23 protein-coding genes, 1 tRNA gene and 1 pseudogene are annotated in these 23,781 nt (G+C 39.6%); 9 read left to right on the forward strand and 16 right to left on the reverse strand.

The features are described 5' to 3' along the window. Nucleotides 1-2: 2 nt before the first annotated feature. Nucleotides 3-230, reverse strand: coding sequence for a DUF2986 domain-containing protein (locus tag ACZ1GV_RS02345; protein WP_472675078.1), 228 nt, complete (start codon nucleotides 228-230; stop codon nucleotides 3-5). Nucleotides 231-415: 185 nt separating this feature from the next. Here ACZ1GV_RS02345 and ACZ1GV_RS02350 point away from each other — a divergent pair, with 185 nt between their 5' ends. After that, nucleotides 416-724 (forward strand): hypothetical protein, encoded by a 309-nt coding sequence (locus tag ACZ1GV_RS02350; RefSeq protein WP_472675079.1) that lies wholly within the window; start codon nucleotides 416-418, stop codon nucleotides 722-724. Between the two features lie 57 nt (nucleotides 725-781). Next, nucleotides 782-1,345, forward strand: a complete 564-nt coding sequence (locus ACZ1GV_RS02355; RefSeq protein WP_472675080.1) for a CBS domain-containing protein — start codon at nucleotides 782-784, stop codon at nucleotides 1,343-1,345. Between the two features lie 88 nt (nucleotides 1,346-1,433). On the opposite strand, the gene ACZ1GV_RS02360 is transcribed toward ACZ1GV_RS02355, so the two are convergent. Continuing rightward, a complete protein-coding gene (locus ACZ1GV_RS02360) occupies nucleotides 1,434-2,969 on the reverse strand; it encodes a methyl-accepting chemotaxis protein (RefSeq protein ID WP_472675081.1) in 1,536 nt (511 codons plus the stop codon). A gap of 347 nt (nucleotides 2,970-3,316) precedes the next feature. Next, the gene (locus ACZ1GV_RS02365; protein ID WP_472675082.1) at nucleotides 3,317-4,243 is read right to left on the reverse strand and encodes an endonuclease/exonuclease/phosphatase family protein; all 927 of its coding nucleotides are present in this window, start codon (nucleotides 4,241-4,243) and stop codon (nucleotides 3,317-3,319) included. A gap of 395 nt (nucleotides 4,244-4,638) precedes the next feature. On the opposite strand from ACZ1GV_RS02365, the gene ACZ1GV_RS02370 reads away from it, so the two are divergent. Then, nucleotides 4,639-4,770, forward strand: a complete 132-nt coding sequence (locus ACZ1GV_RS02370; protein ID WP_472675083.1) for a hypothetical protein — start codon at nucleotides 4,639-4,641, stop codon at nucleotides 4,768-4,770. A 150-nt stretch (nucleotides 4,771-4,920) separates the two neighbouring features. Then, on the forward strand, nucleotides 4,921-5,229 hold the full coding sequence (locus ACZ1GV_RS02375) for a hypothetical protein (protein WP_472675084.1): 309 nt from the start codon (nucleotides 4,921-4,923) through the stop codon (nucleotides 5,227-5,229). Between the two features lie 416 nt (nucleotides 5,230-5,645). On the opposite strand, the gene ACZ1GV_RS02380 is transcribed toward ACZ1GV_RS02375, so the two are convergent. From ACZ1GV_RS02380 to ACZ1GV_RS02400, 5 genes are read right to left on the reverse strand one after another with little or no spacing between them, the layout of a single operon-like run. Beyond that, nucleotides 5,646-6,395, reverse strand: a complete 750-nt coding sequence (locus ACZ1GV_RS02380) for an SDR family oxidoreductase (RefSeq protein WP_210560158.1) — start codon at nucleotides 6,393-6,395, stop codon at nucleotides 5,646-5,648. Nucleotides 6,396-6,427: 32 nt separating this feature from the next. Then, nucleotides 6,428-7,126 (reverse strand): histidine phosphatase family protein, encoded by a 699-nt coding sequence (locus ACZ1GV_RS02385; RefSeq protein ID WP_472675085.1) that lies wholly within the window; start codon nucleotides 7,124-7,126, stop codon nucleotides 6,428-6,430. Continuing rightward, entirely contained in the window at nucleotides 7,126-8,199 is a 1,074-nt protein-coding gene (locus ACZ1GV_RS02390) for a phosphotransferase family protein (RefSeq protein WP_210560156.1), read from the reverse strand. The genes ACZ1GV_RS02385 and ACZ1GV_RS02390 overlap by 1 nt, the downstream gene beginning before the upstream one ends. Before the next feature lies 1 nt (nucleotide 8,200). After that, nucleotides 8,201-9,040, reverse strand: coding sequence for an SDR family oxidoreductase (locus ACZ1GV_RS02395; protein ID WP_472675086.1), 840 nt, complete (start codon nucleotides 9,038-9,040; stop codon nucleotides 8,201-8,203). A gap of 9 nt (nucleotides 9,041-9,049) precedes the next feature. Beyond that, a complete protein-coding gene (locus ACZ1GV_RS02400) occupies nucleotides 9,050-10,270 on the reverse strand; it encodes an acyl-CoA dehydrogenase family protein (protein ID WP_210560154.1) in 1,221 nt (406 codons plus the stop codon). A 121-nt stretch (nucleotides 10,271-10,391) separates the two neighbouring features. Here ACZ1GV_RS02400 and ACZ1GV_RS02405 point away from each other — a divergent pair, with 121 nt between their 5' ends. Continuing rightward, complete coding sequence (locus ACZ1GV_RS02405) at nucleotides 10,392-11,303, forward strand: LysR family transcriptional regulator (protein ID WP_210560153.1); 912 nt, start codon at nucleotides 10,392-10,394, stop codon at nucleotides 11,301-11,303. Here the strand turns inward: ACZ1GV_RS02405 and ACZ1GV_RS02410 are convergent. The 3 genes from ACZ1GV_RS02410 to ACZ1GV_RS02420 form a co-directional block, all read right to left on the reverse strand. Continuing rightward, nucleotides 11,300-12,184, reverse strand: a complete 885-nt coding sequence (locus ACZ1GV_RS02410) for a bile acid:sodium symporter family protein (RefSeq protein ID WP_210560152.1) — start codon at nucleotides 12,182-12,184, stop codon at nucleotides 11,300-11,302. The genes ACZ1GV_RS02405 and ACZ1GV_RS02410 overlap by 4 nt on opposite strands. A 1-nt stretch (nucleotide 12,185) precedes the next feature. Further along, a complete protein-coding gene (locus tag ACZ1GV_RS02415; RefSeq protein ID WP_472675087.1) occupies nucleotides 12,186-14,186 on the reverse strand; it encodes an AMP-binding protein in 2,001 nt (666 codons plus the stop codon). Between the two features lie 198 nt (nucleotides 14,187-14,384). Next, nucleotides 14,385-15,194 carry a class II aldolase/adducin family protein gene (locus ACZ1GV_RS02420; protein WP_210560151.1) on the reverse strand — a complete coding sequence of 270 codons (810 nt, stop codon included), beginning with the start codon at nucleotides 15,192-15,194 and terminating at the stop codon, nucleotides 14,385-14,387. A gap of 90 nt (nucleotides 15,195-15,284) precedes the next feature. Here ACZ1GV_RS02420 and ACZ1GV_RS02425 point away from each other — a divergent pair, with 90 nt between their 5' ends. Further along, a complete protein-coding gene (locus ACZ1GV_RS02425; RefSeq protein WP_210560150.1) occupies nucleotides 15,285-16,199 on the forward strand; it encodes a LysR family transcriptional regulator in 915 nt (304 codons plus the stop codon). A 13-nt stretch (nucleotides 16,200-16,212) separates the two neighbouring features. Here ACZ1GV_RS02425 and ACZ1GV_RS02430 read toward each other — a convergent pair whose 3' ends face one another. Next, nucleotides 16,213-18,570, reverse strand: coding sequence for a TonB-dependent receptor (locus tag ACZ1GV_RS02430; RefSeq protein ID WP_472675088.1), 2,358 nt, complete (start codon nucleotides 18,568-18,570; stop codon nucleotides 16,213-16,215). 303 nt (nucleotides 18,571-18,873) lie between these two features. Between ACZ1GV_RS02430 and ACZ1GV_RS02435 the strand changes: the two are divergent. Continuing rightward, nucleotides 18,874-19,238 (forward strand): annotated as a pseudogene (locus tag ACZ1GV_RS02435) (transposase); the annotation flags it as partial. A gap of 183 nt (nucleotides 19,239-19,421) precedes the next feature. Further along, nucleotides 19,422-20,141, forward strand: a complete 720-nt coding sequence (locus tag ACZ1GV_RS02440; protein ID WP_472675089.1) for a hypothetical protein — start codon at nucleotides 19,422-19,424, stop codon at nucleotides 20,139-20,141. 172 nt (nucleotides 20,142-20,313) lie between these two features. Here the strand turns inward: ACZ1GV_RS02440 and ACZ1GV_RS02445 are convergent, their stop codons facing one another. Next, complete coding sequence (locus ACZ1GV_RS02445) at nucleotides 20,314-20,517, reverse strand: hypothetical protein (RefSeq protein WP_210560147.1); 204 nt, start codon at nucleotides 20,515-20,517, stop codon at nucleotides 20,314-20,316. Nucleotides 20,518-20,603: 86 nt separating this feature from the next. Continuing rightward, nucleotides 20,604-20,688: transfer RNA gene (locus ACZ1GV_RS02450), tRNA-Leu, on the reverse strand. 177 nt (nucleotides 20,689-20,865) lie between these two features. Between ACZ1GV_RS02450 and ACZ1GV_RS02455 the strand changes: the two genes are divergently transcribed. Then, a complete protein-coding gene (locus ACZ1GV_RS02455; protein ID WP_472675090.1) occupies nucleotides 20,866-21,414 on the forward strand; it encodes an RDD family protein in 549 nt (182 codons plus the stop codon). 17 nt (nucleotides 21,415-21,431) lie between these two features. Here the strand turns inward: ACZ1GV_RS02455 and lptG are convergent, their stop codons facing one another. Further along, on the reverse strand, nucleotides 21,432-22,508 hold the full coding sequence (lptG, locus tag ACZ1GV_RS02460; protein WP_472675091.1) for an LPS export ABC transporter permease LptG: 1,077 nt from the start codon (nucleotides 22,506-22,508) through the stop codon (nucleotides 21,432-21,434). Then, nucleotides 22,508-23,632, reverse strand: a complete 1,125-nt coding sequence (gene lptF / locus ACZ1GV_RS02465) for an LPS export ABC transporter permease LptF (RefSeq protein ID WP_472675092.1) — start codon at nucleotides 23,630-23,632, stop codon at nucleotides 22,508-22,510. Before lptF ends, lptG begins: the two co-directional genes overlap by 1 nt. Between the last annotated feature and the right edge of the window lie 149 nt (nucleotides 23,633-23,781).

Genomic DNA, 23,781 nt, shown 5'->3' on the forward strand with positions numbered 1-23,781 from the left:
TTTTATTCTTTATCAAAAGTTTGTGAATTACTCTCATTAATAACAGTACCTATGTCAATAACAGCACCCATGTCGGTATCTGTTTGATTAGTATCTTCACTTTTTATTGTTTCTAACTTGGCTCGTTCAGCTTTACTTATATATCTTTCTTTTTTCTTTGGGTTTCGCTTCTCGTTCATTTTTTTTGCTTTTCGTTTAAGCGTTTCATTAATTTTCTTTTTTCTGTTCATGTTATTACCGGTTCAAGGTTTAAGGTCAGCTATTATAAGTCGTATTAAGGCCAAAGGATATGCTGTCACTGAGCGAGTATATTGCAATTTAGCATAATGCTATTAATCTATATTTAGTGTACAAGTATTGAAAGTTTGGAAATTGTCCCAACTTAAAATCAACATGTAGAACTTTGAGTATTATTGTGAATAACTATGTTTTAGCGTTTATTTTTACCGTTATTAGTAACTTTGTTGTTGCTGATGCGGAAGTGCGCCCTAAAAACATATCACTTCATGATGTAAGTTATGTATTAGAATTAAGTGCATTAGAACAAGCTGGTGAAGAGTCTGAACTAAATGACGGCGAGCCAGATGAATTTATAAATAATGATTTACCTTTCAACTATAGCACTGTACCTCATGCTTTATTGCCGACAATTTTCCCTAAGTCGAATAAAAGCAACTATCATCCTCAAAAGGTAAGGGCACCACCAGTTTCACCTCTAAGTTAATAAATAATTTTTACGTTAATTAATTTTAAGTACTCATCGAGTGCACTAGAGGTGTATATGAAAAACTTACATTTATACAATATTGAACATTTTGACAATATTGTCACCCCAGAGATCTATGAGAAAACCACATTAGCATCGCCAGCAACTGATATCTTTACTGATTTTAGTGAGCACGAGCCTCTTGTAATTAGTGGTGATACAAAGGCAATTGATGCACTTGCATTAATGAAAAAAGCGCATGTACAAATGAAAATTGTCGTCTCTTCTCACGAGGATTTTTTAGGCTTGATCAGCACAAATGAACTAAATGAACAGCGAATTGTTTCAGAGGTAGCGAATGGCAATCGTCGAGACGAGATACTGGTAAGAGACTTGATGCAGTCTAAGTATAACTTGCATGCTTTTGATTTTGATGAGTTACAAACAGCAAAAGTAAACGATGTTGTTATCGCCCTGCAAAGTTATGGGTTAAGGCATTGCTTGGTTGTTGATAGAAGTCTTCATCAAATTAGAGGTGTAATTTCGTCAAGTGACATCGCGAGGAAGTTGCACCTACCTATTAATCTTGCGGCAAGGACTTCATTTGTTCAACTTTATGATGTGATTAATAGTTTATAAGACTAGTTTTATATCAATTAGTTTAATGTGCAAAAGCGAGACCTACCGTGATTGAGGGTCACAGTTGGGAGACTCTCGCTTTTTATCATCACTCTTTGAAAGTCAGTGCCATAGACGCTAATTTTTCCGTTCGAATACTTATCTCTGAACTAGATGATAAGACTGATTCTGCTTGTGTTAGATTATTTTGAGATGCGTCACTAATGTTAATGATGTTTTGACTTATTTCCTGTGACACTAAGCTTTGTTCCTCTGCAGCTGTAGAGATTTGAATGGCAAGATCCGAGATGTCAGCAATAGACTGATATACTTCTTGTACCATAGTTTGAGACTGCTCTGCTTTTAATACACAGACTTCGGCAGAGTCCTTACCTTTGTCCATCATGTCTGACCATGACAGTAAAACAGATTGAATTTCAGAAATTGATTTTTGAATTTGCTCTGTTGCACCATGGGTACGACTTGAGAGGGCTCTAACTTCATCCGCCACTACCGAAAAACCACGTCCATGTTCACCAGCACGCGCGGCCTCGATTGCAGCATTTAAAGCTAGCAAGTTTGTTTGGTCAGCAATACCCTGAATTTCTTGCATAATCCCACCAATCTTTTCTGCTTCACTGGCTAATTCAGTAGCGGAATTGGCTGATTTAGAAACTTCTACGGCGAGCGCATTAACCTGAACCATAGTTTCGCCCATGACTGAACTCGCTTTTTCACAGTTCGTATGAGCGAATCGAACTTTTTCGTTAGTACTAGTGGTATTTTTAGCGACTTCTTCAATAGTCGCTACCATTTCTTCTACTGCAGTAGATACCAAATGCAACTCTTCAGTTTCGCGCTCAACACCTTGTTTTGATAAGTGCGAAGCTTTTTCAAGCTCGTGGGTTCGCTGATTTAGCTCTGAGCTATTGTCTAAGACTCTGCCTAAAATAGTATTCACTTTGCCTTTCAATATTTTTTGTTGGAAATCAAAGGTACTAAGTGTTGAGTTACCACTGTAAATTAAGCGAGAAATACTATCGGACTGTTTTTTTATTGCTTCGCTAAGCTTTGGGAACTCGATTAATTCATGCTTAAAAGTGATAAAAGGTAAAATCAGTAAACCAATAGCCGCAAGAGGCACTATGGTGGTTGTGTAAATTAATGCTAAAGCAAGTACTGCATAAATCGCAAGTCGAGTGTTAAAAAAATCAAGTGGATTAGTAACAGATTTTCCAGCTTTCATTTTTGTATATGCAGATTCAGCAGTTACTTTTAAGTCTTTATTAAGATTGGTTCTAACTGATTGAAAACCTATAACTTTGCCACTTTCGTAAATGGGCGTAACAAACGCGTCAACCCAATAATAGCGGCCGTCTTTACACCGGTTTTTTACAGCACCGCGCCATGATCGACCTTGTTGTACATTGGTCCATAAGTCAGCAAAGGCCTCTTTTGGCATATCTGGATGCCTAACTAGATTATGGTTTTTACCCACCAACTCATCATAATTAAAGCCTGCAACTCGACAAAATGCATCATTTGCGTACGTGATTACACCGCGCAAGTCGGTTGTTGAGACTAACTCTTCGCTGTCAGAAAAAGTGACTTCTTCATTAATGATCTGTGCGTTTCGTTTATTCATAAGCCTATTTAATGTGTGTTTGATTTGAATTAGACCATGAAAGTGTAGACGTAGATTTTTTAACTTGCTTGAAATTATAAAAAATAACCAGCTGAAGCAAACATCTTTACAACAGTGCTTCAGGCCAATGCAGGCAATTAGCGAAGGTCTATTATTCTGCGTAAGATAATAGAAGAATGCCTCATGAGATTAACTGTAATAATAAGTGGTTAATAATGGCGCTGCTCGAGAAGTCGAACTCATTTTATACATCTTGTCTGTTGGTTATAGACTCTAAATATATTGTGAAGCCAAAACACATACAGACCAGCCATTGGCCGATCTGCATGTTATTTTAAGATAGGTGCTTATTTGACTGGCGTTATCGACAATGAAACGGCACAGTGATCGCTCAACATAGCTTTAGGATCCATATTTTTATATGGGAAGATAACGACTTGTTTATTAACGCTAGATGGGTCTACATTACCCAAGATGATATGGTCGATAGGAGCCGGATAACGAGGGTGGCAACCAACTGAGTCTTGCGTTGTTAATTGCATTGTCGAAACAGAGTTGTCTGAATTATTTTTCAATATATCCGCAAGGTAATTATTTTTTGATGACAAGCGATGATTAAAGTCACCTAAAACAATATAGGGTGTTCCTTGTTTCTCTTTTTTCTCAATCCATCCATCGAGCACAGGCACTTGCTTTGCTAACGTTTTACATGCTCGGGAGTCTTTTTTTGTAAAGTCATCAACAAAGCAACCGCTCTTCATATGTACATTTAGTATCGTAATGTCACCAAGTGATGATTCTACCGTTAGTTCTAACCCATGACGTAATCCTGGGTTATCAATACCAAATTCATCAAGAGTGGTGATTTGTTTTACATTGAGTGCTTTTCGGACCGCAAAAGCCACTTTTTGTTGTGTTGATTTAAAGCCAGACTGTCTACAGTCGTATGATTTGGTATCAGCTCGCTGTGATACAAATATTTGCCAATCGGAGCTAGGGAATAAATTCTCGACTGCTTCATAAGAGCTAACTTCTTGAAATGCAATAATGTCGGCTGTTAATGAATTGGCATAGCCTTTTAGTTCATTGAACTCTCGCGCGTCTCTTGGGCGACAGCCTTGATTTATCGGAAAAGCTAAATGTTCAACATTCCATGTCGCTACTTCGAATTGTTTTAGAGAAGCGACATTAGTTTCTTTGTTAGCTAAAACACTAGTGGATAAGACTGTCGACAATAGCAAAGTAGCAAAGATACAACGACCAAAGTTTTTCATTTTAATTAATTTCCAGGCAGTAAAATAAAATTAGCAAATCATAAAAGACTATTTTTAAACAAATTTCGTATTGTAAAAATAGAGAAAGTAATCCTATAACAACTAAATATAAACAAGACTGAAAAAACCGTGAATAGCCTATTTTTATGGCTGAATTGCGGGTGGGATATAAAAAATAGATACAAAAAAACCGACTTTCATTGCTGATTAAGTCGGTTGCTTTTACTCATAGTAAAAATATAAGTAAGTGGTACCGGTGGGCGGACTTGAACCGCCACGCCCGAAGGTAACGGATTTTGAATACAAAGTGTCTAAATTGATGTCAATAAAATCAACGCTTACAGAGCAATTTTAAACACTTTGCAAATCAACATCTCGCTGTCATATTGGAATTTATGACAACACAAATTCAACGACATGACATAGTAGACGGCTTCTACGTCTACCTTCAAAACAACAGCAAACGCTGGTGCACACGCTTTGTACTGTATGGCAAGTGGTATGCTAAAGCAACTAAAGAAACTTAATTAGAAAAAGCTGTTGAGCGGGCTAGGCTTATCTATGCCGAATATAAAATAACGCTAGAAAGAAACGCTAGAAAGAAACGAGACAATTGATAGTAAGTCATTCAAGTATGTGGCTGAAAAACAATTAAACACCTTCAAAATCAACTCGACTTGAAAGCTGGCAAGGTAAGTTATAAAGATTACATTCAGGCGTTAGATAAATATCACATCCCGTATTTTGGCAAACTATTTGTTACTTCGATCGACCAAGACAAAATACGATTGTTTGACAAATGGCGCTTTGAGCAAAATGGCAGGCAATTATCAAAGTCCACCTTAATGACTCACAATGTTGCACTGCAAATGGTGTTCAAGGAAGCTATTGATCGCAAGTGGATGATTGTTGCACAAGTTCCAGTTTTAACATCTAAAGGTGGTGAGGTTGGAACGAGAAGGGCGGCTTTTACTGGGGCGATATAGAAATGACACGGCAAGACCATAACGTTCGTTTTAAAATCAAAGTGCGTAAAGGCAAAACAATGTGATACCAGTACCGCCATGATAGAACAGCATTACAGCCATGTCGTGCCAGCCATGTTTGAAGAAGAATTATCGGCCGATAAGTATTCTTCAAAACTAAGAGGTTACCGAATTGATAAAGTCAAAATTTCACCTCGCAAACCATTCACATGAAACGGAGAGCTTAGAAGTATAGAGTTTGGCAAAACGTTTAATAACATCCGATTTTTGGTTGATTGGGTTCAAACCTGAAAATAGAATTATGAATCACGCCCGTTAACTTCAGCTAGCAGAGAATTATTCAAAAGAGCTCCATAGGATTTATTCAAGCTAAGTGCAAGAACGGTTAGAATGGGATATAAATGAGAACGTTAAAATCAGCTCATTTTCCGGATCACAAAAAGTGGTGCAATTCGTAGTACCCACTGCAAAATTGCCCACGGCCACGATGGTACATAACTGTTGGCTTTTTCTTTATTGATAGCTTTAACCAAGGCTTTACACCCCGTTTCTGTATCTACAATAAATGGGACTTTTTCCACCGTTTCGTTAATCTCACTTCGGATAAATCCAGGATGAACACAACTCACTTTTATTGGCGTATTCATCACGTCAATTCTTATTCCCTCAGACAATGACGTAATGGCCGCTTTTGTTGCTGCGTAAACAGTCATTGCTCGGCGGAATCCCCTTACCGCACTAATGGAAGAAATCGTCACCAAATGGCCAGCATTTTGCTCTCTAAAAATAGTCATTGCCGCTTCTGCTTGCGCAATGGCAGCGACAAAATTAGTTTCTGCGGTTTGTTTATTTGCATGGAAATAACCTGTACCGATAGAAGCTCCTTTTCCCATACCTGCATTTACGATCACTCTATCTAATGACCCCATTTTCTGCTTAAACTTTTCAAAGACAGTAAATACGGCTTCGTGATCGTTTACATCCAAACTGTCGATATAAACCTTGATATTAGGGTTAACCTGCTCCAACTCTTTTTTAAGATCTTCAAGCCTTTCGACTCGTCTGGCACACAAAGCCAAATTAGCTCCCTGTTTGGCAAATTCAATTGCCATGCCTTTGCCTAGCCCTGAGCTTGCACCCGTTATTAAAATATTCTTTCTCAACATGTGATTTCTCTTTTTAGTATTTACAGCTGAAGTTAAGTGTATGAGAGCTTGTTTCTGTGCTCTTCTTTGTCAAAGATTGTATGTTCATTCAAACAGGACAAACTCAATTGCCCTGTCTGTTTATTCACTAATATTTTAGTTATGCCAGCATTGACCAAATTCCAGTTAACCGTCATAAACTGTTCTTTATCAAGTCCTAATAATCTAGCAACAACTAAGCTAATTGGGCCACCAGAGGTGAAGACAAAGTGGTTTTGCTCTACCTTGTCTAAAACAGAGTCGAAAGCTTTCTCAACCCTATTGGAAAACTCTTGCCAAGACTCAGGATAAATTTCGCAATTGTTAGATTTCATCCACTTGTGCATGGCCTCAATAAACACAGTGCGAAATTGATGTTTTTGCAGATTGTTTTCAATGAAGTACTGCCGAATACCTTCAGGTGTTCTCAATCTCTCGTCTAACCCCGCCAAAATGGCTTGATGGTCGTACTCATTCCAACCTATATCTTTCAACGCTTTATCGGCATCAACTTGGCAAGATGACAAGGCTAAGTCAGCGGTTTGTTGGTGCCGCTTCATGCCACCTATAGTTAAAGAATCGGGGGAGATACATTTATCAGCCAAGGGTTGAGCTATTAGTTTAGCTTGCTCTTTACCTAAGTCAGACAACATATCGTAGTCAGCCGACTTGGTATTAGCTTGGCCATGCCTTATTAAATAGATCGCAGCCATTATTTACGCCCTTGTGCCTTGATCGCTTTTTTGCAGCGGTGTAATAGATAATGAACAAATACCCAGAAGTGTTTAAATGCAGGGTTATTCGTTTGCCCATGGTGATAACGATAGTAAATTTGCTGGACGATTCCAGCTAATCTGAATAAACCATAAACCTCATAAAAGGTGAAGTCGTTTACCTCTATTCCCATCTTGTCACAGTAATACTCTACGACTTGCTTGCGAGTTAACATGCCTTTTAAATGAGTTGGCTGGCGTCGACTTCCCTGTGCCAAGAAGTCATCATCCGACTCAACCCAATACGCTAGCGTATTACCTAAGTCCATCAAAGGATCACCTAACGTAGCTAACTCCCAATCAAGTACCCCCAACACCTTGGTATAATCATTTGGGTCTAAAACGACATTGTCAAAACGGAAATCATTATGGGTTAAACAAATGGTTTCATTTTCAGGCATGTTGTTCTTTAGCCAATTAATAACAAACTTTCCGGAAGGCACATTCCATGTTTTCGCTTTAGTATAACGCTCTGACCAGCCCTCTATTTGACGTTGGGTATATCCTACGCCTTTACCTAAGTGATCCAATCCAGCCTTTTTGTAATCAACCTTGTGCAGTTCAACCAAGCAATCCAAAACGTTTTTACACAGTTGTTCGGTTTTTTCAGGCGTAGTAGTTAGCCCTCTAGGTAAGTTCTTTCGAGGAATAATGCCCGTTAACTTTTCCATTACATAAAAATCGGCACCAACGACATCGTTATCATCACAAAAGGCCAGCATATTTGGCACGTATTGATAAACCGGCTGAAGCGCTTCTTGCAGACGATACTCTCGTCCCATATCGTGTGCGCCTTTTGCTTTTGTTCCTTCTGGACCCCGGCGTAAAATAAGGGAAGTATCGTCATAATCTAAACAATAGGTCCAATTTGACGCGCCTCCGGAATATTGAGTTACCTCTGGCACCCCTGATAAGTGAGGTAAAGTTCGCTTCAACCAGTTGTCTATTTTATCTGTAGGAAGCTCTTCACCTGTACGCACGGCTTTGGCTTGGTCTAAAATAGCTTGATTCATGTTATTGTTCCCTGCTTAACGACTGGCCCTTTTTTAACAAAGCCTTAGTTTGTTTTAACATCATGGATAGATACCAATTGATAGGCATCAACTTTTTCAATCGATAAGCTTTAATGCCTTCTTTGTGAGTTAAGATCAAAAACTGACCTTGGTTAACTTTGTTCACGATGGTTTGTGCAACCTGATCTGAGGAAAGCTTCGCTCTCTCAAACAGTTTATTCATCAAATTACCGACCGATGCTTCAGACGTGCGCAACGACTCATCTAGGTTGGTTTTGAAGAAACTCGGACAAACCACACTCACATCGACATTGTACTGAGCAAGCTCTAATTTCATTGTTTCAGACAAAGCAATTACAGCCGACTTTACGGAGTTGTAACTACTCATTAGAGGTATGGGAGTTAACCCTGCTTGTGACGCTATGTTTACGAAATGTCCGTGTCCCTGGACTTTAAAGCCCTCAAGGAACACCTGACTAACCCGCACCATACCAAGTAAATTGACATCCAAAATCCACTGCCATTGCTCAATAGATTCGCTTTGCAGCGAACCTCCTGTCGCAACTCCAGCATTGTTATAAACTACATCAACGCCTTGCCACTTAGTATTAACAGCATCATACAATTCAGAAACATCTTGCATATCGGTGATATCACAACGTTGATAAAAAGCTTCTGCACCAAGGTTAGTTAACTCTTTAACAGCCGCTTCACCACGCTCATCGTTTACATCGGCAATACATATTTTCAATTCAGCTAGATTTTGTTTGGCCAGTGCTAAAGCTAAGGATTTACCTAGCCCGGAAGCGCCACCTGTGATCAAGTAACGGGTCTTTTTCATCACGATTACCTATTTGTACTTTGCTAACTCTAAGCGAGAAACCATGCCCATATGAACCTCATCAGGACCATCGGCTAACCTAAGGATACGTCCCATCTGGTTAAAGCTGGCTACAGGATGGTCTGAACAAACTCCAGCTCCGCCAAATATTTGCACCGCCATGTCACTTACTTGTTGTAACATATTAGGCACCACAACCTTAATACTCGATATTTCAGTCATTGCTTGTTTAACCCCTAATGTATCGATTTTCCAAGCGGCGTGTAAGGTTAATAACCTCGCTTGATCTATTGCCATACGAGCCTGTGCTACTCGTTCTAGATTGCCACCTAATTTGATAATAGGTTTACCAAACGCCACGCGTTCCATGCCGCGTTTTATCATCAACTCTAAACTTCTTTCCGCTGCACCAATAGCTCGCATGCAATGATGAATTCGGCCTGGACCTAAACGGCCTTGAGCAATTGCAAAGCCCTTACCTAACCCCATGATCAAATTCTTTTTTGGCACTCTTACATTAGTAAACGACACTTCGCCGTGGCCATAAGGTGCATCATAGTCGCCATAAGCTGTCAGCATACGTTTGATTTCAACACCTTCGGAATCCAGCGGCACCAGTACCATAGAGTGTTGTGAATGCTTGTCGTTTTCTGGATTAGACAACCCCATGAAGATAGCAACCTTTGCATTTGGGTGACCTAAACCTGTACTCCACCACTTTTGACCATTTAATATCAGCTCATCACCATCTTCTTGGATGGTTGCTTGCATATTTGTCGCGTCTGATGAGGCAACATCTGGCTCTGTCATAGCAAATACCGATCGTATTTCCCCAGCCAATAATGGTGTTAGCCATTCTTGTTTCTGTTGGTCGTTACCAAAGTGATAAAGGACTTCCATATTTCCTGTGTCAGGTGCGTTGCAGTTAAATATTTCCGGAGCAAAAAAGACTCTGCCAGTTTCTTCGGCTAACGGGGCATACTCTAAACAAGTTAAACCTTCGGCGAGTTCAGCATCAGGCAAAAACAAATTCCAAAGACCTGCGGCTTTTGCTTTTTGTTTTAACTCATTTATTTGAGGTGGTAACTGCCATTTAGTCCAATCAGCGGTTTCATTTAGCGCTCGATTGGTGGCTAAAATTTCCTGTTCGGCTGGATATACATGTTCCGCCATAAAGGCTTTTAGTCTAGCTAAGTACTCTTGGCTCTTCGCACTTGGTTCAAAGTTCATAATCGATTTCCTTTAAGTGAATAAAACCAGACTAAAGCAAAAAACAAAGTGAATGAAGTGAAGTATATTGATAGTCTATTGTGAATATAATTCATCACATTAAAGAGTTGGTTTTAGCTAAATGATTGACCCAAATAAAATCCAACAACTCGATTTAAACTTGTTAAAAGTGTTTGAGTTTTTGTATCGAGAACGCAATATGACTACGGTAGCTAAGAGTTTGTTTATCAGCCCTTCAGCCGTTAGCCACGCGATGAAGCGATTGCGTCAGACACTTGGCGATGAATTATTCATTAGACAAGGCAGTCAGATGATTCCAACTCCAGCGTGTGAGAGGCTCGCACCTAAATTAATCGAAACACTTGTCCAACTTAGACAGGTGTTACAAAGTTGTGGCGAATTTGATTTAGCAGAATCACAACAGACATTTAGATTGGCTCAACCTGAACCTATGGAGCCAATAGTTCTCCCTAAACTGCAGAAAACCTTGTTAGCACAAGCGCCTAAAATAAAACTCACCAGTGTCAGAACACCTAGAGAAGATATTACACGTCAGCTTGCCGCCAAAAAAATCGATGCGGCAATAAACATTGCTTTACCAATCAAACTGCCTATTGAACACCTAATATTATCTAGTGATGAATATTGTGTCGTTATGGACAAACGACACAGTTGTGCCAACAGACTCTCAGCTAAAGATTATTTAGCCCAAAAGCACATTGCCGTTTCCAGTCGAGCGACAGGCAGAGTGCTTGAGGATTATGCTTTGTTAGAACAGGGAGAAAACCGGCAGATAGATATACGCTGTCAAAGTTATCAGACCGCGAAACTCATGCTAAAACAAAGTCCCTATCTGCTGACGTTGCCCAGCATGATCGCCAAACAGATCCAAGACTCAGATCTAGCGGTATTAGAAATGCCAATTGAACTACCGAAAGTAATTACTCACTTATATTGGCATCAAAGCAGTTCCAATGATGAAGCACTAACTTGGTTTAGAGAAAGAATAAAAGCGGCTTTTGCCTCAGGTTAGTCAGCCACAACCTGAGGCGCTTGGCGTTTTTGTTTAAACTTTTTCCAGTAAATTAACGGCAATGGCCCCAAATACATGGTCAAACCGTAAACCCCTGCCGTTATGGCATATGAAGGTTCATGTAAAAAGCTGACCGCGATAAGTATCGCCATAGTTGCGTTTTGGATCCCAACTTCAATACCTAAAGTCAGTGCGTCTTTATCCGTTAATAAAAATGACTTTGCTAACAAGGCTCCAACAACCACAGACAACAGATTGAGAGTCATACTGGCTGCAAACACTTGTTCGAATGAACTAACCAGTAAGTGACGCTCTTTTATCATCAATGCAACTATCATTAAGATCATAAAAAATAAGGAAAAGCGTCGAAAGTGCACTTCGTATTTAATTGCTGATTCTGCTTTCAACTGCCTAACAAGTATGCCTAGTAAAACAGGTATAAGGGTAATCGCAATAAGTCCAATAGAAGTACCTAACAAAGAGTATTCCGGCGCGTTCTGCTCAGCAAAATGTTGAATAGAAAAGTGAATCAACCAAGGTGTGGTAAAAACACAAACTAAAGTACAGATGGAAGTTAAGGTAACCGATAAGGCTAGATTAGCTTTTGCCAACTGACTCAACACATTAGACATAGTGCCGCCTGGACTTCCAGCTAAGATCATCATTCCAATTGCTAAAGCAGGCGGTAACTCAAACCAAACACAAATACCAAAAGCAATAATTGGTAACAGGATCAACTGGCCAAACAGACCTACTAATACAGGCTTAGGCGTAAGCCACAACCGAGTGAAGTCCTGTTTCGTTAGTCCAAGCCCCATACCAAACATGATCAAGGCCAGCGCAATAGGTAAAAATATATCCATAATGACTGAATTACTCATGCTAAACCGCCTGTGTTGTTGTGGACATAAAATGCAATTGGTATTTGAAAGCATACCCAACCAATTGCTGTTTAACTTGTCTCTCTGTTTCCTCTTGTTTTTCATCTGATAATTCAATAATCGTTTTGATACCAAGTTTTTTGTCTATAGTGACCAAAACCTTAAAATCTTCTTTATCGAGTATCTTTGCAACCTCTTGGGTTACCACACTGGTAATTTGTGCACACACCAACTCAGGTTTATAAATCTTTCCTACCGCGGTTAAAGGCATTTCTTCGATAATGTTAACCAATTTAGGAGTAGCTGCACGTTCTGGTGTCTGCTTTTGCATAAACACCATTAACTCTTCGCTGGTTATTGTGCTGTTTGGTGTTTTTGTGACGTACAGAACAGGCAATTCACCAGAGTATGTATCAGGACGAGGTACTGCCGCCGCCAACTGAACCTCTGGGTGCTTCATCGCTGTGTCTTCAATCATCTTAGGGTCAATATTATGGCCGCCTCGAATGATCAGTTCTTTTTTACGTCCAGCTAAAGACAGATAACCGTGTTTATCAAAACGTCCCAAATCTCCAGTTCGCACGTAGCTAATGTTATCTTCCAGTGTGACCCATAAGTTTTTATTGTGAGCTTCATCTAAGTATCCGGGGAATACGTTATTGCCAGCAATAACAATTTCTCCAACCTCGCCAACGCCACATTGCTTAATTAATTGGTCGTCACTGCCTATCTCAACGGTTGCTACTTTCATACCTGGAATAATCAGACCAACAGAAGCTTCTTCATTTATGCTTCTTACCGGCATCAAACTGCAAACAGAAGAGCTTTCTGTTGAGCCATAACCCTCAATCAAATTAATACCCGTTTCACGGATAAACTTATTTTGTAACTCACTAGAAAGTGGAGCCGCGCCGCTAATTGCCAGTTTAAGATCCGGTAAGCTAAAATTCTCTTCATTGCGCTTTTCAAGCTCAGTAAGTATCCCTGCGTAAACAGTAGGTACCGCCATTATTAGGCTAACTTTGTAATTCTTTATCAGTGTTAACAGGTTAGCCATGACATTCTTGCCGCGATACCCCGCAGGTCCCGCTAACAAAATAGTCGAGGTATTCATTATTGGACCAATTCCCGTCGCCACCGCAGCATTAACGTGGAATATAGGTAATCCAACAAAAATGGTATCACCCGGTGATACAGGAGAGATCAAGTTCACCTGACCGGCATTAGTTAACTGGTTTAAGTGCGTGTGCTGGGCCAACTTAGGTAGACCTGTTGTACCTCCAGTGTGGAAGTAAGCGCAAATATCTCTTTGGTTAGGCTCTTCAAATTCTAACTCTTCGGTTTGTTCTTGCTTTAATAAATCACTGAAGCTCAGCACTGGAACCTTGTTTTGCTTATCAGCAGGAATTGATTTGCCAAATACACTGATCACTGCTTTTAAATTAGGGATCTCATCTTTAATGGCTAATACTTTTTGCCAAATGTCGCTGCCAGGTAGAGGCCCTAATGCGATTAGTACCTTGGTATTCGATGACAACATTATCTCCTTTATGATGCTGGCATCTAATAATGGGTTTATCGGGTTGGCTATACCCGCTGTCGAAGCCCCCCAAAGACTGTAATAAGTCTCTGGAAAGTTAGGCATAATTATCGAAGTTACATCCTTTCGGTTAATACCTAATTTTCTCAAGGCATTTGCAGTTTGAGTCACCTTGTTGGCTAATTGCGAATAAGTTACCTCTCGATAAGGGGCAGCATATTCCTGCCCTTTTAATAATTTAATGGCTTTATGCAAGACCTTTTTAGCAAATGGGATCTTGTCTTGGCTGATAACATCACCATCGAGGATGTACTTTATTGCGATTTGATTGGGACAATATTGTGCCGACTCTTGAATAGCTCGATACAGAGAGTTTGGCAGTTTCTGCTCTGTAATTGATGACGTGTCTAACAATCCAATGTCATCTGATGTGCGCACACCTGTAATGTCGATTTGATTCATAGCCTCTCCTCAGTAAAATCACTTTGTTCTCTTTCATCTACCGCTCTACATAAGTTGTTTTTATCGTTATCTGTGCTGAGGTATTACTAGGCTGTTTGATTCCGAGCTAAATGCGTTATCTACCTCGGAGTGCATTGTTATGTTTTTTATTCAGACTAGCCTCAAGCAGACTTATGTTAAGGTTTTGTTTTTATTATTTTATTTCAAAAAGCTGTCGTCTTGTCTCAATACAACTTGGTAAAGAGGTTGGAAGTTGCCCCATGTTACTAGCTCTGAACCATTGGCTCGCTTGGTTTTGATCGCCGTATCGTGATCGATCAGTTGTAAGTCGCCAGCCGATTGAGCTAATAACTGACTCTGGCAGCAACTTTCCATCATACAGAAATTTGCGACCGCAGCATCAAGCGACTTACCTACGGTTAACAAACCATGGTTTTGTAAGATAACAGCTGTGTGGTCAGCCAATGATTCGGCAATTAAGTCACCTTCTTCTAAATCAGCAACCACACCAGTAAAGGTATTAAACAAACCGTGATTTTCGTAGAACAGACATGCATCTTGAGAAATAGGTTGCAGCAACTGACCTAATGCAGAAAAAGCACGACCATAAGTGGTGTGCGCATGAGCTACCGCATTCACATCAGGTCTTGCTGCATGAATTCGTGAATGAATAGCAAACGCTGCATTATTGATTGGCATATTGCCTTCGATGATCTTGCCATCGTGTGTAACACGCACTAAGTCTGACGTCTTAATTTGTGAAAAATGTACGCCAACCGGATTAACCCAAAATGTTTCAGGTTCAATGCAATCGCGCACTGTGATATGGCCAGCTAAGCCTTCGTCAAAGCCGTGATTAGCGAAAACTCTAAAGCCTGCGGCTAAGCGCTGTTTCTCATATTCACGCTGTTGTTCTAAGTCGGTAAACTTTGGCGGCATCGGCACATTGAACTTGTCACTCCCCACCGTCATTTTTAGTACTTGTTGCTCGATTGAGTCTTGTTGCATGATCGTTGTCTCTATTTTAATAAGGTTGACTTCAGTCTAAATATCAACAAGACTAATAAAAGTGATGTAATTTAATGGCCTAATATAAATATGCTGCATAGTAAGATAGATTTAAATTTGTTTTTAGTGTTGAAAACCGTCTATCAGGAAGGCTCAATAACCGCCGCATCAAATAAGCTACATCTTACTCAACCTGCTGTGAGTCATGCTCTGGCAAGACTGCGAGATAGTTTTAACGATCCATTGTTTATTCGCCATGGCCGAAAAATGGTGCCGTCAACTTATTGCCAAAAGATCATACCAAAAGTAGAGAAAGCTTTAGCAATACTCAACGAAACGTTAATACCGCAAAGTGACTTTGATATTCGTCAATACCCTAGGGAAATAAAGTTTGGTTTCCGAGATATTTTAGAATCGATTTTCTTTCCAACCTTAGTCACAGATTTACTGACCAACACGCCAAACATCACGATAAATAGCCGTCAAACAACACGCTTAGAAATGGAAGCTGCCTTAGAACAGCAAGAGTTAGATATCGTTATTGACGTACTAACACCAACCTCAGATAACATTAAACATCAACTCGTTTGTAATGAGAGTTTTTCGTTGATTTGTCGTCATGACCATCCCATTCTGGCTGAGCCAACAATGGAAAATTACGTAAAAGCGCAACACGTACTCGTCACGTTAAAAGATTCAAAAGTAGATTTAGTCGATATGACCTTGGCTAAACTGGGAAAAAAAAGACAGTTTGCACTGCGCTGTGAGCACTACTTTGCAGCCACCCGTGTGATCAGCCAGTGCGATATGTTACTGACTATGCCTAATGCTTATGCCAATATTCTACAGCAAGAAATGCCGGTTCGAGTTATCCCCCTTCCATTCGAAGTACCTGTGTTACCTGTCCATATGTACTGGCACAAACAAGCAGAACAAGACCCAGTTAATACTTGGATGAGAGAGAAGCTGTTCGACATTGGCGAACAGCTCAAATTGCCCAAATAACATCGACTAAAAACTAAAATCTATAGTTCATTTGTAAATGGACACTTCTAGGTGCTTCAACTAGAAAACGATGAGCATAGCTCAAGACAGGAACATCATTTGCTTGTGAAAATGTCGTTTTGTCGGTTAAGTTTTTTCCCAGTAACGCTATCGAAAAGTCACCCTCTGGGCTTGTTAACTCAATTCGAAGATTCAATTTCTGATAAGCATCTTGATGAGCAATAGGGTCTAAATCCTGCTCAAGATAAAAATCGTCTGTAAACTGCACTGATAAAGTAGTATCGAGTAGGTAACCACCAGCCATATCTAAGTGATAGTTCAAATTTACGTTGCCAGAATATTTAGGTGCAAATGCCCCTGTTTCGCCAGAGAGATCCTGAGTTGCCATGCCTAATAGTTCAGCTTGATAAACCGTAGGTGATGCACCTGTAAACTTGTCATATTCAAAGTCTAATAAAGCGAAACTAGAGGTTAAGTCGAAGTTGTCGTTGATGTACCAACGCGCATCCAACTCAACCCCTTTAACTTTTGCTTCTGCGGCATTGTTTACAACAAAGGCCTTACCGTTGAACTCAGAGACTTGCAGGTTTTCATAGTTGGTATAAAAGGCGGTAGCGTTTAACTCTAACACTTGATCTATCAATTCAGACTTAAAGCCAAACTCCAAGTTCGTCGCTTCTTCGTCTTCAAACTCAAAACCAGAATCAGGGTCTGGAGCAGACCCCATTGAAGCATTCAAACCTGAACCATCGAAACCACCAGCTTTTGCCCCCTTACCAGCACTGACAAAGACTAAAGTATCTTCAAAGCCGTGAAATTCTAAGCTGACACTTGGCAATAAATGACTTTCCGAACGTTCAGCTGAAAACTTGTGTTGCCCGGCTCCTGATAAACTCGTCGCTAATACTGGCGCTATAGAGTTTGCATAAGCTTGTATTGGCGCTGGAGTTTGCTCAGAAAATAAGGTGTAAACACCTTGCTCACTGGTGACTTCTTTATCTTCACTTTGGTACCTAAGGCCTAAATTTAATTTCCATTGATCAGACAAAGTCCAGTTTAACGCAGCAAATGCGGAATAGCTGGTTTGCTCTTGTTCAAACTGAGCCGTTGTACCAATGGAGACTCCAGGTAGATCTGGAATAAGCACAGAAGCCCCTAACAACACATCATTAGGGTGTTCTAGCTCACTGTGGAGAAAGTAAACGCCTGTTACGTAATCTAAGTTTTCTGCCAAGGCTCCGCTTACTCGGAACTCCTGAGTAAATTGCTCGTAGTTTTCTATGTAGGTTTGTTTGATCAAAGAAACTTCTGAGTAGTCGGCGTCAAATACAGAATCCCAATCGTACTCACTATAAGTGGTGACAGAGGTAAACTCATAGTCATTACCAGAATATACATATTGAAGACTTGAATTGAGTAAATCGGTGTCACTGCCTTCGTCTAACCCACCAGGGTGGAAAGCACCTGAAATCGAACTGGTATAATCTAAACCTGAGTCATCTGCTAATAACAGCGTTCGATAACCCACATTCGCCGGATTTGTTGGATCGGCTGCAATTTGTAGCCCTCTACTTTCTTCATCAATGATGTACTGATAACGAGAGCCGTTTGAGTCAAACTGCCCTTGCTCAATATTAAAATTAAATTCTGAACTAGCACTTGGTTGCCACAATGCAGATAGCCTAAAACCACTAGAAGACGTATCTACTTCGTCTTGATCACGTGCTTGATTGTAAATATATCCATCTTCCGAATTGTTAAATGCAGCTAACCTCAAAGCAAAATCATCAGTCACAGGTAAATTCAATACTGCACTGAACTCTCGTTGTTTGTTTGAACCAATAGTTGCACTCACTTCGCCTTCAAACTCATCAGTAGGAGAGTTTGTGATCATACTCAAAGCCCCAGCCGTGGCATTTTTACCAAACATAATAGCTTGAGGTCCTTTTACTAACTCTATCCTTTGCATATCCAAAAATGGAAATTTGGCTTGATGGCCCCGGCCCAAGTAAATGCCGTCTTTGTACATGGCAACCGATTGCTCAAAACCCGAGTTAGTGCCCGATCCTATACCTCGAACTACAATTCGTTTACTACTTGAAGATTCAGTGATGTGTACATTTGGCAAACTTTCAGACATATCTAATAAATTAGATATATTGTTCTTAGTCAAGTGCTCTCCGGAATAAGCTTGGATGGAAGTTGGTATTTGCTGAATGGACTGTACTTTTTTGTTGGAAGTAACAGTGATCCTCTCCAACCCAGTTTGTTGTTCTTTTCCCTTTGTTTGTTCTTCTTCGGCCAAAGCGGTGGCCGACGTGGTAAAAATAGCCAGCTGAATAGCTCTAAATAAAATTGAGTTCTTATACATGTACCTCTCCCCTAGATGATTACGTACTTTTATTATTTTTGTACTTTTATTATTTTTGTATTTTTGTATTTTTGTATTTTTGTATTTTTGTATTTTTTATTGCGCATTTTCTGCGCAACAATCATCTTGTCGGGGTGGCAAAGGAAATAAAAATGAATGCTTATAATTGTCTACTATAAAAATTATTAATAATTCTCTTAACTCTTAAATAAATTCACTTTATGCAAGTGTAGTGGCATAGTGATTTTGGCCACCTAATTAGAGGATGTTATGATTCGTTCATAGCAATATTAGGTGAAGGTAATGGCTAAGAAGTCACGTAAAAATTTCAGTCCTGAATTTAGATTAGAGACGGCACAATTGGTGGTCGATCATGGTTACACCCATGAAGAGGCAGCTAAGGCGATGAACGTTGGTTTTTCAACGATCGGTAAATGGGTTAAACAATTAAAAGAAGAGCGGCAAGGCAAAGCGCCTAAAGCCACACCAATGACACCAGAGCAGCTTAAGATACGTGAGCTTGAAAAGAAAATAGAACGCATTGAATTAGAAAAGGAAATTCTAAAAAAGGCTACGGCTCTGTTGATGTCGGACTTACTGAACAATTTGAATTAATCGAAAAACTCAATCAGAGCCATAAAGCCAGATATCCGATTAAAACATTGTGTAAACCTTGAGGAAACGGACTTAAGTGACATGACCAGTATATCGTTACTGGATATAGCATCAACTAGTGACGATCTTGCTAGGGAGATAGAAAATAGAAAGGTTACAAGAGAAGAGCATGATAGTGAGCAAGATATTAGTAACCCTCTAAATACAAAAAATCTCAACCTACCAACATTTCTAATTTGGATAAAGATTTTACTAACAAATATCCGCGCTTTAAAAAAGAAATATCCCTTTTTGCACGGGTATTTAGAAATACAGAACTATTGATGGATAGAGAGAGGGTAGTATCAACTTTCGATCGGATCTTAAAGTCATATTTGTTTTCAATGAAAGTTGATATTACTAGATTAGACGAAAACATTTTGCTACCTCATATAATTCCAACTATTGAGAAAAAGTTTAAAGAAGAAGGAATTGATGAGCGAGATAAAATAAAGATATTGAATAGCGTTAGAGTTTTGTTTTCCGTAATTAGGGCCTCAATACCAAATGTAGCTGAAGAAATGATGTCCAACGACCTAGCGACTAAGAAGCCCAGATTCAAGAGTTTTTTAATTCACAAACTGGATGATGACGTAACTGACGCGGAGCAAATGCTATTAAGGTTTTTGTTACTAGAAATAGATCGAAGTGACCTATCGAACAACATAAAGGCACTGCTAAACTGTACTGATAAATTAACTAGAAATACTTTGTTTTTGAAGTTAGTTATATTAAGAGAAAAAAGGCACGATTTTACTGACCAAGACAAGAAGCTCATTGGAAACGCATTAAATAAATTAATAAATAATAACAAGAAATATCTGCGGACTTGTTCACTAGGTTCCATAGTGAGCATAAATTTAATCTTGGTAACTTATTGGACTAAGATTAATAGTTTAAGAAGTTACTACTGTTAATGGGCTGCTAGTAAACAGACATTAGCGGTGGTGTATAACTGGACAGAATAATTCAAAATTTTTACTAATTTGTAAACCCTATGAATATTCGCGGTGGACCAGTTTTTCACAAAAAAGTAAATAAGTCTGCCAAAACTCAAATAATTCATTCCAGTCCAAAAGCGAGCTGGTATTAGTCCACCAGCTCGACTTTACACGTACCAATGTTATCAATACCAACGTTTAGATCTGCAAAGTCAAAGGTGTCAGCTGCCGCGATTAATGCTCTAGCAATACCGTCAACTATCTGTTCTGGCTCTAAGCCCATTGCTTCGCATTTGTCAGCGATATGATTAGTAAGTTCTTGAACTTGTTTGTCTGTAATTCTGTCCGTCATGATTATTATCCAAATTTCAGGCATAAAAAAACCGACGCTCTTTTTCAGAGTAGTCGGTTTATTTTTCTCTTTTTAAATAAGAGAAGTGGTACCGGTGGGCGGACTTGAACCGCCACGCCCGAAGGCAACGGATTTTGAATCCGTCATGTCTACCAATTCCATCACACCGGCACAGATTGGCTTGCTATAAAGCGATGAGAATTATAACGGTGAGTACTATAACTGCAAGCTATTTATGAACTAAATGCATCAAGTGTTGATATATTGCTCAATAAATACAAAACTATTTTGAGTTAAGCGCTTTGTTGTTAAACTCTATTTAAAACTAATAAAGAAAAAGAAAGTGTTATGACCGACTCTTCAACGAGCGCTTCTCAAACTGACTCAAAAAAAGCAACTTCAAATAACCGAGCCGGTTTTTTTAAAAGGATCGCAGCCATGGTTTATGACTGGTTAGCAGTTATAGCACTGTCGATGCTAGTGACTATTATTAATTTAATTGCAGTCTCTTACGGCGCGGACTTCGGATTGTTCGATCTTACTAATTACTCCGATCCTTCTTCATATTTAAACGATCAAATTTGGTTTCAAGTGGAGCTGGTTTGTTGGATTTGGTTATTTTACGCGTGGTTCTGGCATGATGGCGGGCAAACTATTGGGATGAGAGCATGGCGCCTGAAATTACAGCGCATTGATGGTAAGCCGGTCGAGTTGTCTAGGGCGTTTAAAAGAGCAGCTCTCTCTTTGTTAGGTCTAGGAAATATCTTTTTGATATTTAACCCAAAGAACAAGTTATCCCTGCAAGATAAGCTTACTCAAACCGAAATGATCGTGTTAACCAAAGAGCAAAACAAGCAGATTTATCTTCGCGGTATTGAAGATCCAAACGAACCTTAGCGTTGATATGTCAGTGCTTATTTCTGCTTTTTAGTTAACAAATGAATCGATATTAAACAGAATACTAAGGTTGGTGCAAATGCGCCAAGTGCAGTAGGAAGTTCATATACTAATGCTAATGAGCCGAATACTCTGTCCACCAAGAAAAATGAAAATCCGGTAAGTATGCCTAAAATAATTCGTGCCCCCATGGTTACAGATCGAAGAGGACCAAAAATAAATGATAGTGCAAGTAACAGCATGACGGCGACGTTAAACGGCTGAATTACCTTACGCCAAAAAGCTAACTCATAGCGGCTAGCGTTCTGTCCATTTTTATTTAAATAATTTAAATAATCCGTTAACTCAGATAATGCCATTCTCTCAGGTTTAACCGACACAATACCAAGTTTGTCTGGTGCCAAGTCCGTTGGCCACGGGAATTGAGCCTGATGTGATGAAACGACATTACGTTCTTTCCATTCTTTGATTATGACATTTGTAAGCAACCACTGACCATTTTCGAATGTACCAAGATCTGCTTTCAGTTGTCGAGTTAACTTTAAGTCATCATCAAAGTTAAAGACAGATACACCCAGCAGCTCTCCTGTTTCAGTGACTTCTTTTATGTTAACGAAAGTGTCAGCTTCTTTTGCCCAAATTCCCTCATCAGCAGCATAAATATCGCCACCACTGATTGCTTGAGTTTTTAATTCGTTTGCTGTTTTTACTGAAGCTGGCACGCCCCATTCAGAAAATATCATCATCGCTAAAATAAGCACTGTACTAGTTTTTAAAACGGCCCCAACTACATTCGCTTTAGATAAGCCAACTGCTTGCATAACAACGAGTTCTGAGCTTGATGCAAGCGCTCCAAGACCAACTAAACCGCCAATCATGGCGGCCATAGGGAAAAAGGCTTCAAGATCCTGAGGAATTAAGAATAACGCGTAAAGGGCAGCTGTAACCGCTGTAAAGTCGGCTCGGCCAATGTACTTGAGCTGCTCAATGAATCTAAATAAGGTGCTGATACCAACTAAAATTCCTAAGGTCACTACGATTGAGCTCATCACCGTTCGGCCCACATATTTTTCAATAATCGTCATGCCAAACATTAAACACTGTCCTTACTTGAGGCTGATTTTTTAGATTTAGTCGAAAGCCAAATTTGGCGAAGTTTACCGCCACTTGAGCGGTCCTTCATTAGCATCATAGCTGCGGTACATAGTCCAATAATATGTATCCACCACAAGCCAACAGATAGGGGTATTTTACCATCTTCTAACGCTGATTTAGCTAACAGTAAGAGTATGTAATAGCTAAAGAAAATGACTAAACCGGGTAGGATTTTTCCGAATCTGCCTTGGCGAGGATTAACAGAGCTAAGTGGTACTGCAATGAGCGCTAGAATAGGAATAGTAAGTGGAATCGCTAATCGCCACTGAAATTCAGCTTGAGATTCTACCTCGTTAGAATTTAAAAGTTCTAGTGTCGATTGTGCTGCTAAATTTCGACTTCTTCGTTCTACAGCCTGCTCTTCCATTAGAATTTGATATTGAGAAAAATTAAGACGTTGTAAATCTGAATTTTCATTAAAGTTATATCTGTGCCCAGCAGACAAAATAAGATCTTGTTGACCACTTGGTAAATCTTGAAGCCGACCAGTTTGTGCAAACACAACGCTTTCAACACCATCTTCATTGGCCTGTGCGACAAATACTTTTTTCATTTCAGAATTACGTCGTTCAATTTCTTGCACAAATACAACGGAGTCGCCTTTACCCGCTTTATGAAAACGTCCAGCGGTTAACGTTGATAACACCCCTTCTGCGGCAGCGTTTTCGCGGACTTGGTATTCGTATTCAGCAGAGATAGGTGAGAAATACAATGTGATTGAACCGCCGATAATTGCCATTACAGTGGCAAATAAAAGGGCGACGCGGGCGACGTACCATTCAGATACACCGCATGCCTTTAATACGCTCATTTCTTGATCGGCATATAATCGGCCATAGGCCAACATAACGCCTAAGAAAACACTAAGTGGAAGAATAATGGCGGCAAGTTGCGGAAAGCGTAAACCAATAATAGACGCCACTAGATAACCCGGAATTTTGCCTTCCGTTGCATCAGCCAAAATACGAACGAAAGTTTGGCTCATGAAAATACTCATAAGAACAATAAAAACCGCGAACTGAGACTTAAATATTTCAGCGGTTAAATAACGTAAAATTATCACCCATAAACCTTATAAAACTTGTACTTTTACTGGAATAATACCGATTTTTGAGTAAACTTCTTATTTTAGTAAGAAAACTTTTTCATAGCAGAGTAAACTCATGCTATAACAATCGGACCACAAGCCATTTCTAGACTTAAAAAATCGTG

This window comes from Psychrosphaera sp. HA2-10, from assembly GCF_055693745.1.

Coding starts and splice junctions, on each gene's coding strand:
- ACZ1GV_RS02345 (WP_472675078.1), bottom strand. CDS start 230: ATGAACAGAAAAAAGAAAATTAATGAAACGCTTAAACGAAAAGCAAAA.
- ACZ1GV_RS02355 (WP_472675080.1), top strand. CDS start 782: ATGAAAAACTTACATTTATACAATATTGAACATTTTGACAATATTGTC.
- ACZ1GV_RS02360 (WP_472675081.1), bottom strand. CDS start 2,969: ATGAATAAACGAAACGCACAGATCATTAATGAAGAAGTCACTTTTTCT.
- ACZ1GV_RS02365 (WP_472675082.1), bottom strand. CDS start 4,243: ATGAAAAACTTTGGTCGTTGTATCTTTGCTACTTTGCTATTGTCGACA.
- ACZ1GV_RS02370 (WP_472675083.1), top strand. CDS start 4,639: ATGACAACACAAATTCAACGACATGACATAGTAGACGGCTTCTACGTC.
- ACZ1GV_RS02380 (WP_210560158.1), bottom strand. CDS start 6,395: ATGTTGAGAAAGAATATTTTAATAACGGGTGCAAGCTCAGGGCTAGGC.
- ACZ1GV_RS02385 (WP_472675085.1), bottom strand. CDS start 7,126: ATGGCTGCGATCTATTTAATAAGGCATGGCCAAGCTAATACCAAGTCG.
- ACZ1GV_RS02390 (WP_210560156.1), bottom strand. CDS start 8,199: ATGAATCAAGCTATTTTAGACCAAGCCAAAGCCGTGCGTACAGGTGAA.
- ACZ1GV_RS02395 (WP_472675086.1), bottom strand. CDS start 9,040: ATGAAAAAGACCCGTTACTTGATCACAGGTGGCGCTTCCGGGCTAGGT.
- ACZ1GV_RS02400 (WP_210560154.1), bottom strand. CDS start 10,270: ATGAACTTTGAACCAAGTGCGAAGAGCCAAGAGTACTTAGCTAGACTA.
- ACZ1GV_RS02405 (WP_210560153.1), top strand. CDS start 10,392: ATGATTGACCCAAATAAAATCCAACAACTCGATTTAAACTTGTTAAAA.
- ACZ1GV_RS02410 (WP_210560152.1), bottom strand. CDS start 12,184: ATGAGTAATTCAGTCATTATGGATATATTTTTACCTATTGCGCTGGCC.
- ACZ1GV_RS02415 (WP_472675087.1), bottom strand. CDS start 14,186: ATGAATCAAATCGACATTACAGGTGTGCGCACATCAGATGACATTGGA.
- ACZ1GV_RS02420 (WP_210560151.1), bottom strand. CDS start 15,194: ATGCAACAAGACTCAATCGAGCAACAAGTACTAAAAATGACGGTGGGG.
- ACZ1GV_RS02425 (WP_210560150.1), top strand. CDS start 15,285: ATGCTGCATAGTAAGATAGATTTAAATTTGTTTTTAGTGTTGAAAACC.
- ACZ1GV_RS02430 (WP_472675088.1), bottom strand. CDS start 18,570: ATGTATAAGAACTCAATTTTATTTAGAGCTATTCAGCTGGCTATTTTT.
- ACZ1GV_RS02445 (WP_210560147.1), bottom strand. CDS start 20,517: ATGACGGACAGAATTACAGACAAACAAGTTCAAGAACTTACTAATCAT.
- ACZ1GV_RS02455 (WP_472675090.1), top strand. CDS start 20,866: ATGACCGACTCTTCAACGAGCGCTTCTCAAACTGACTCAAAAAAAGCA.
- lptG (WP_472675091.1), bottom strand. CDS start 22,508: ATGTTTGGCATGACGATTATTGAAAAATATGTGGGCCGAACGGTGATG.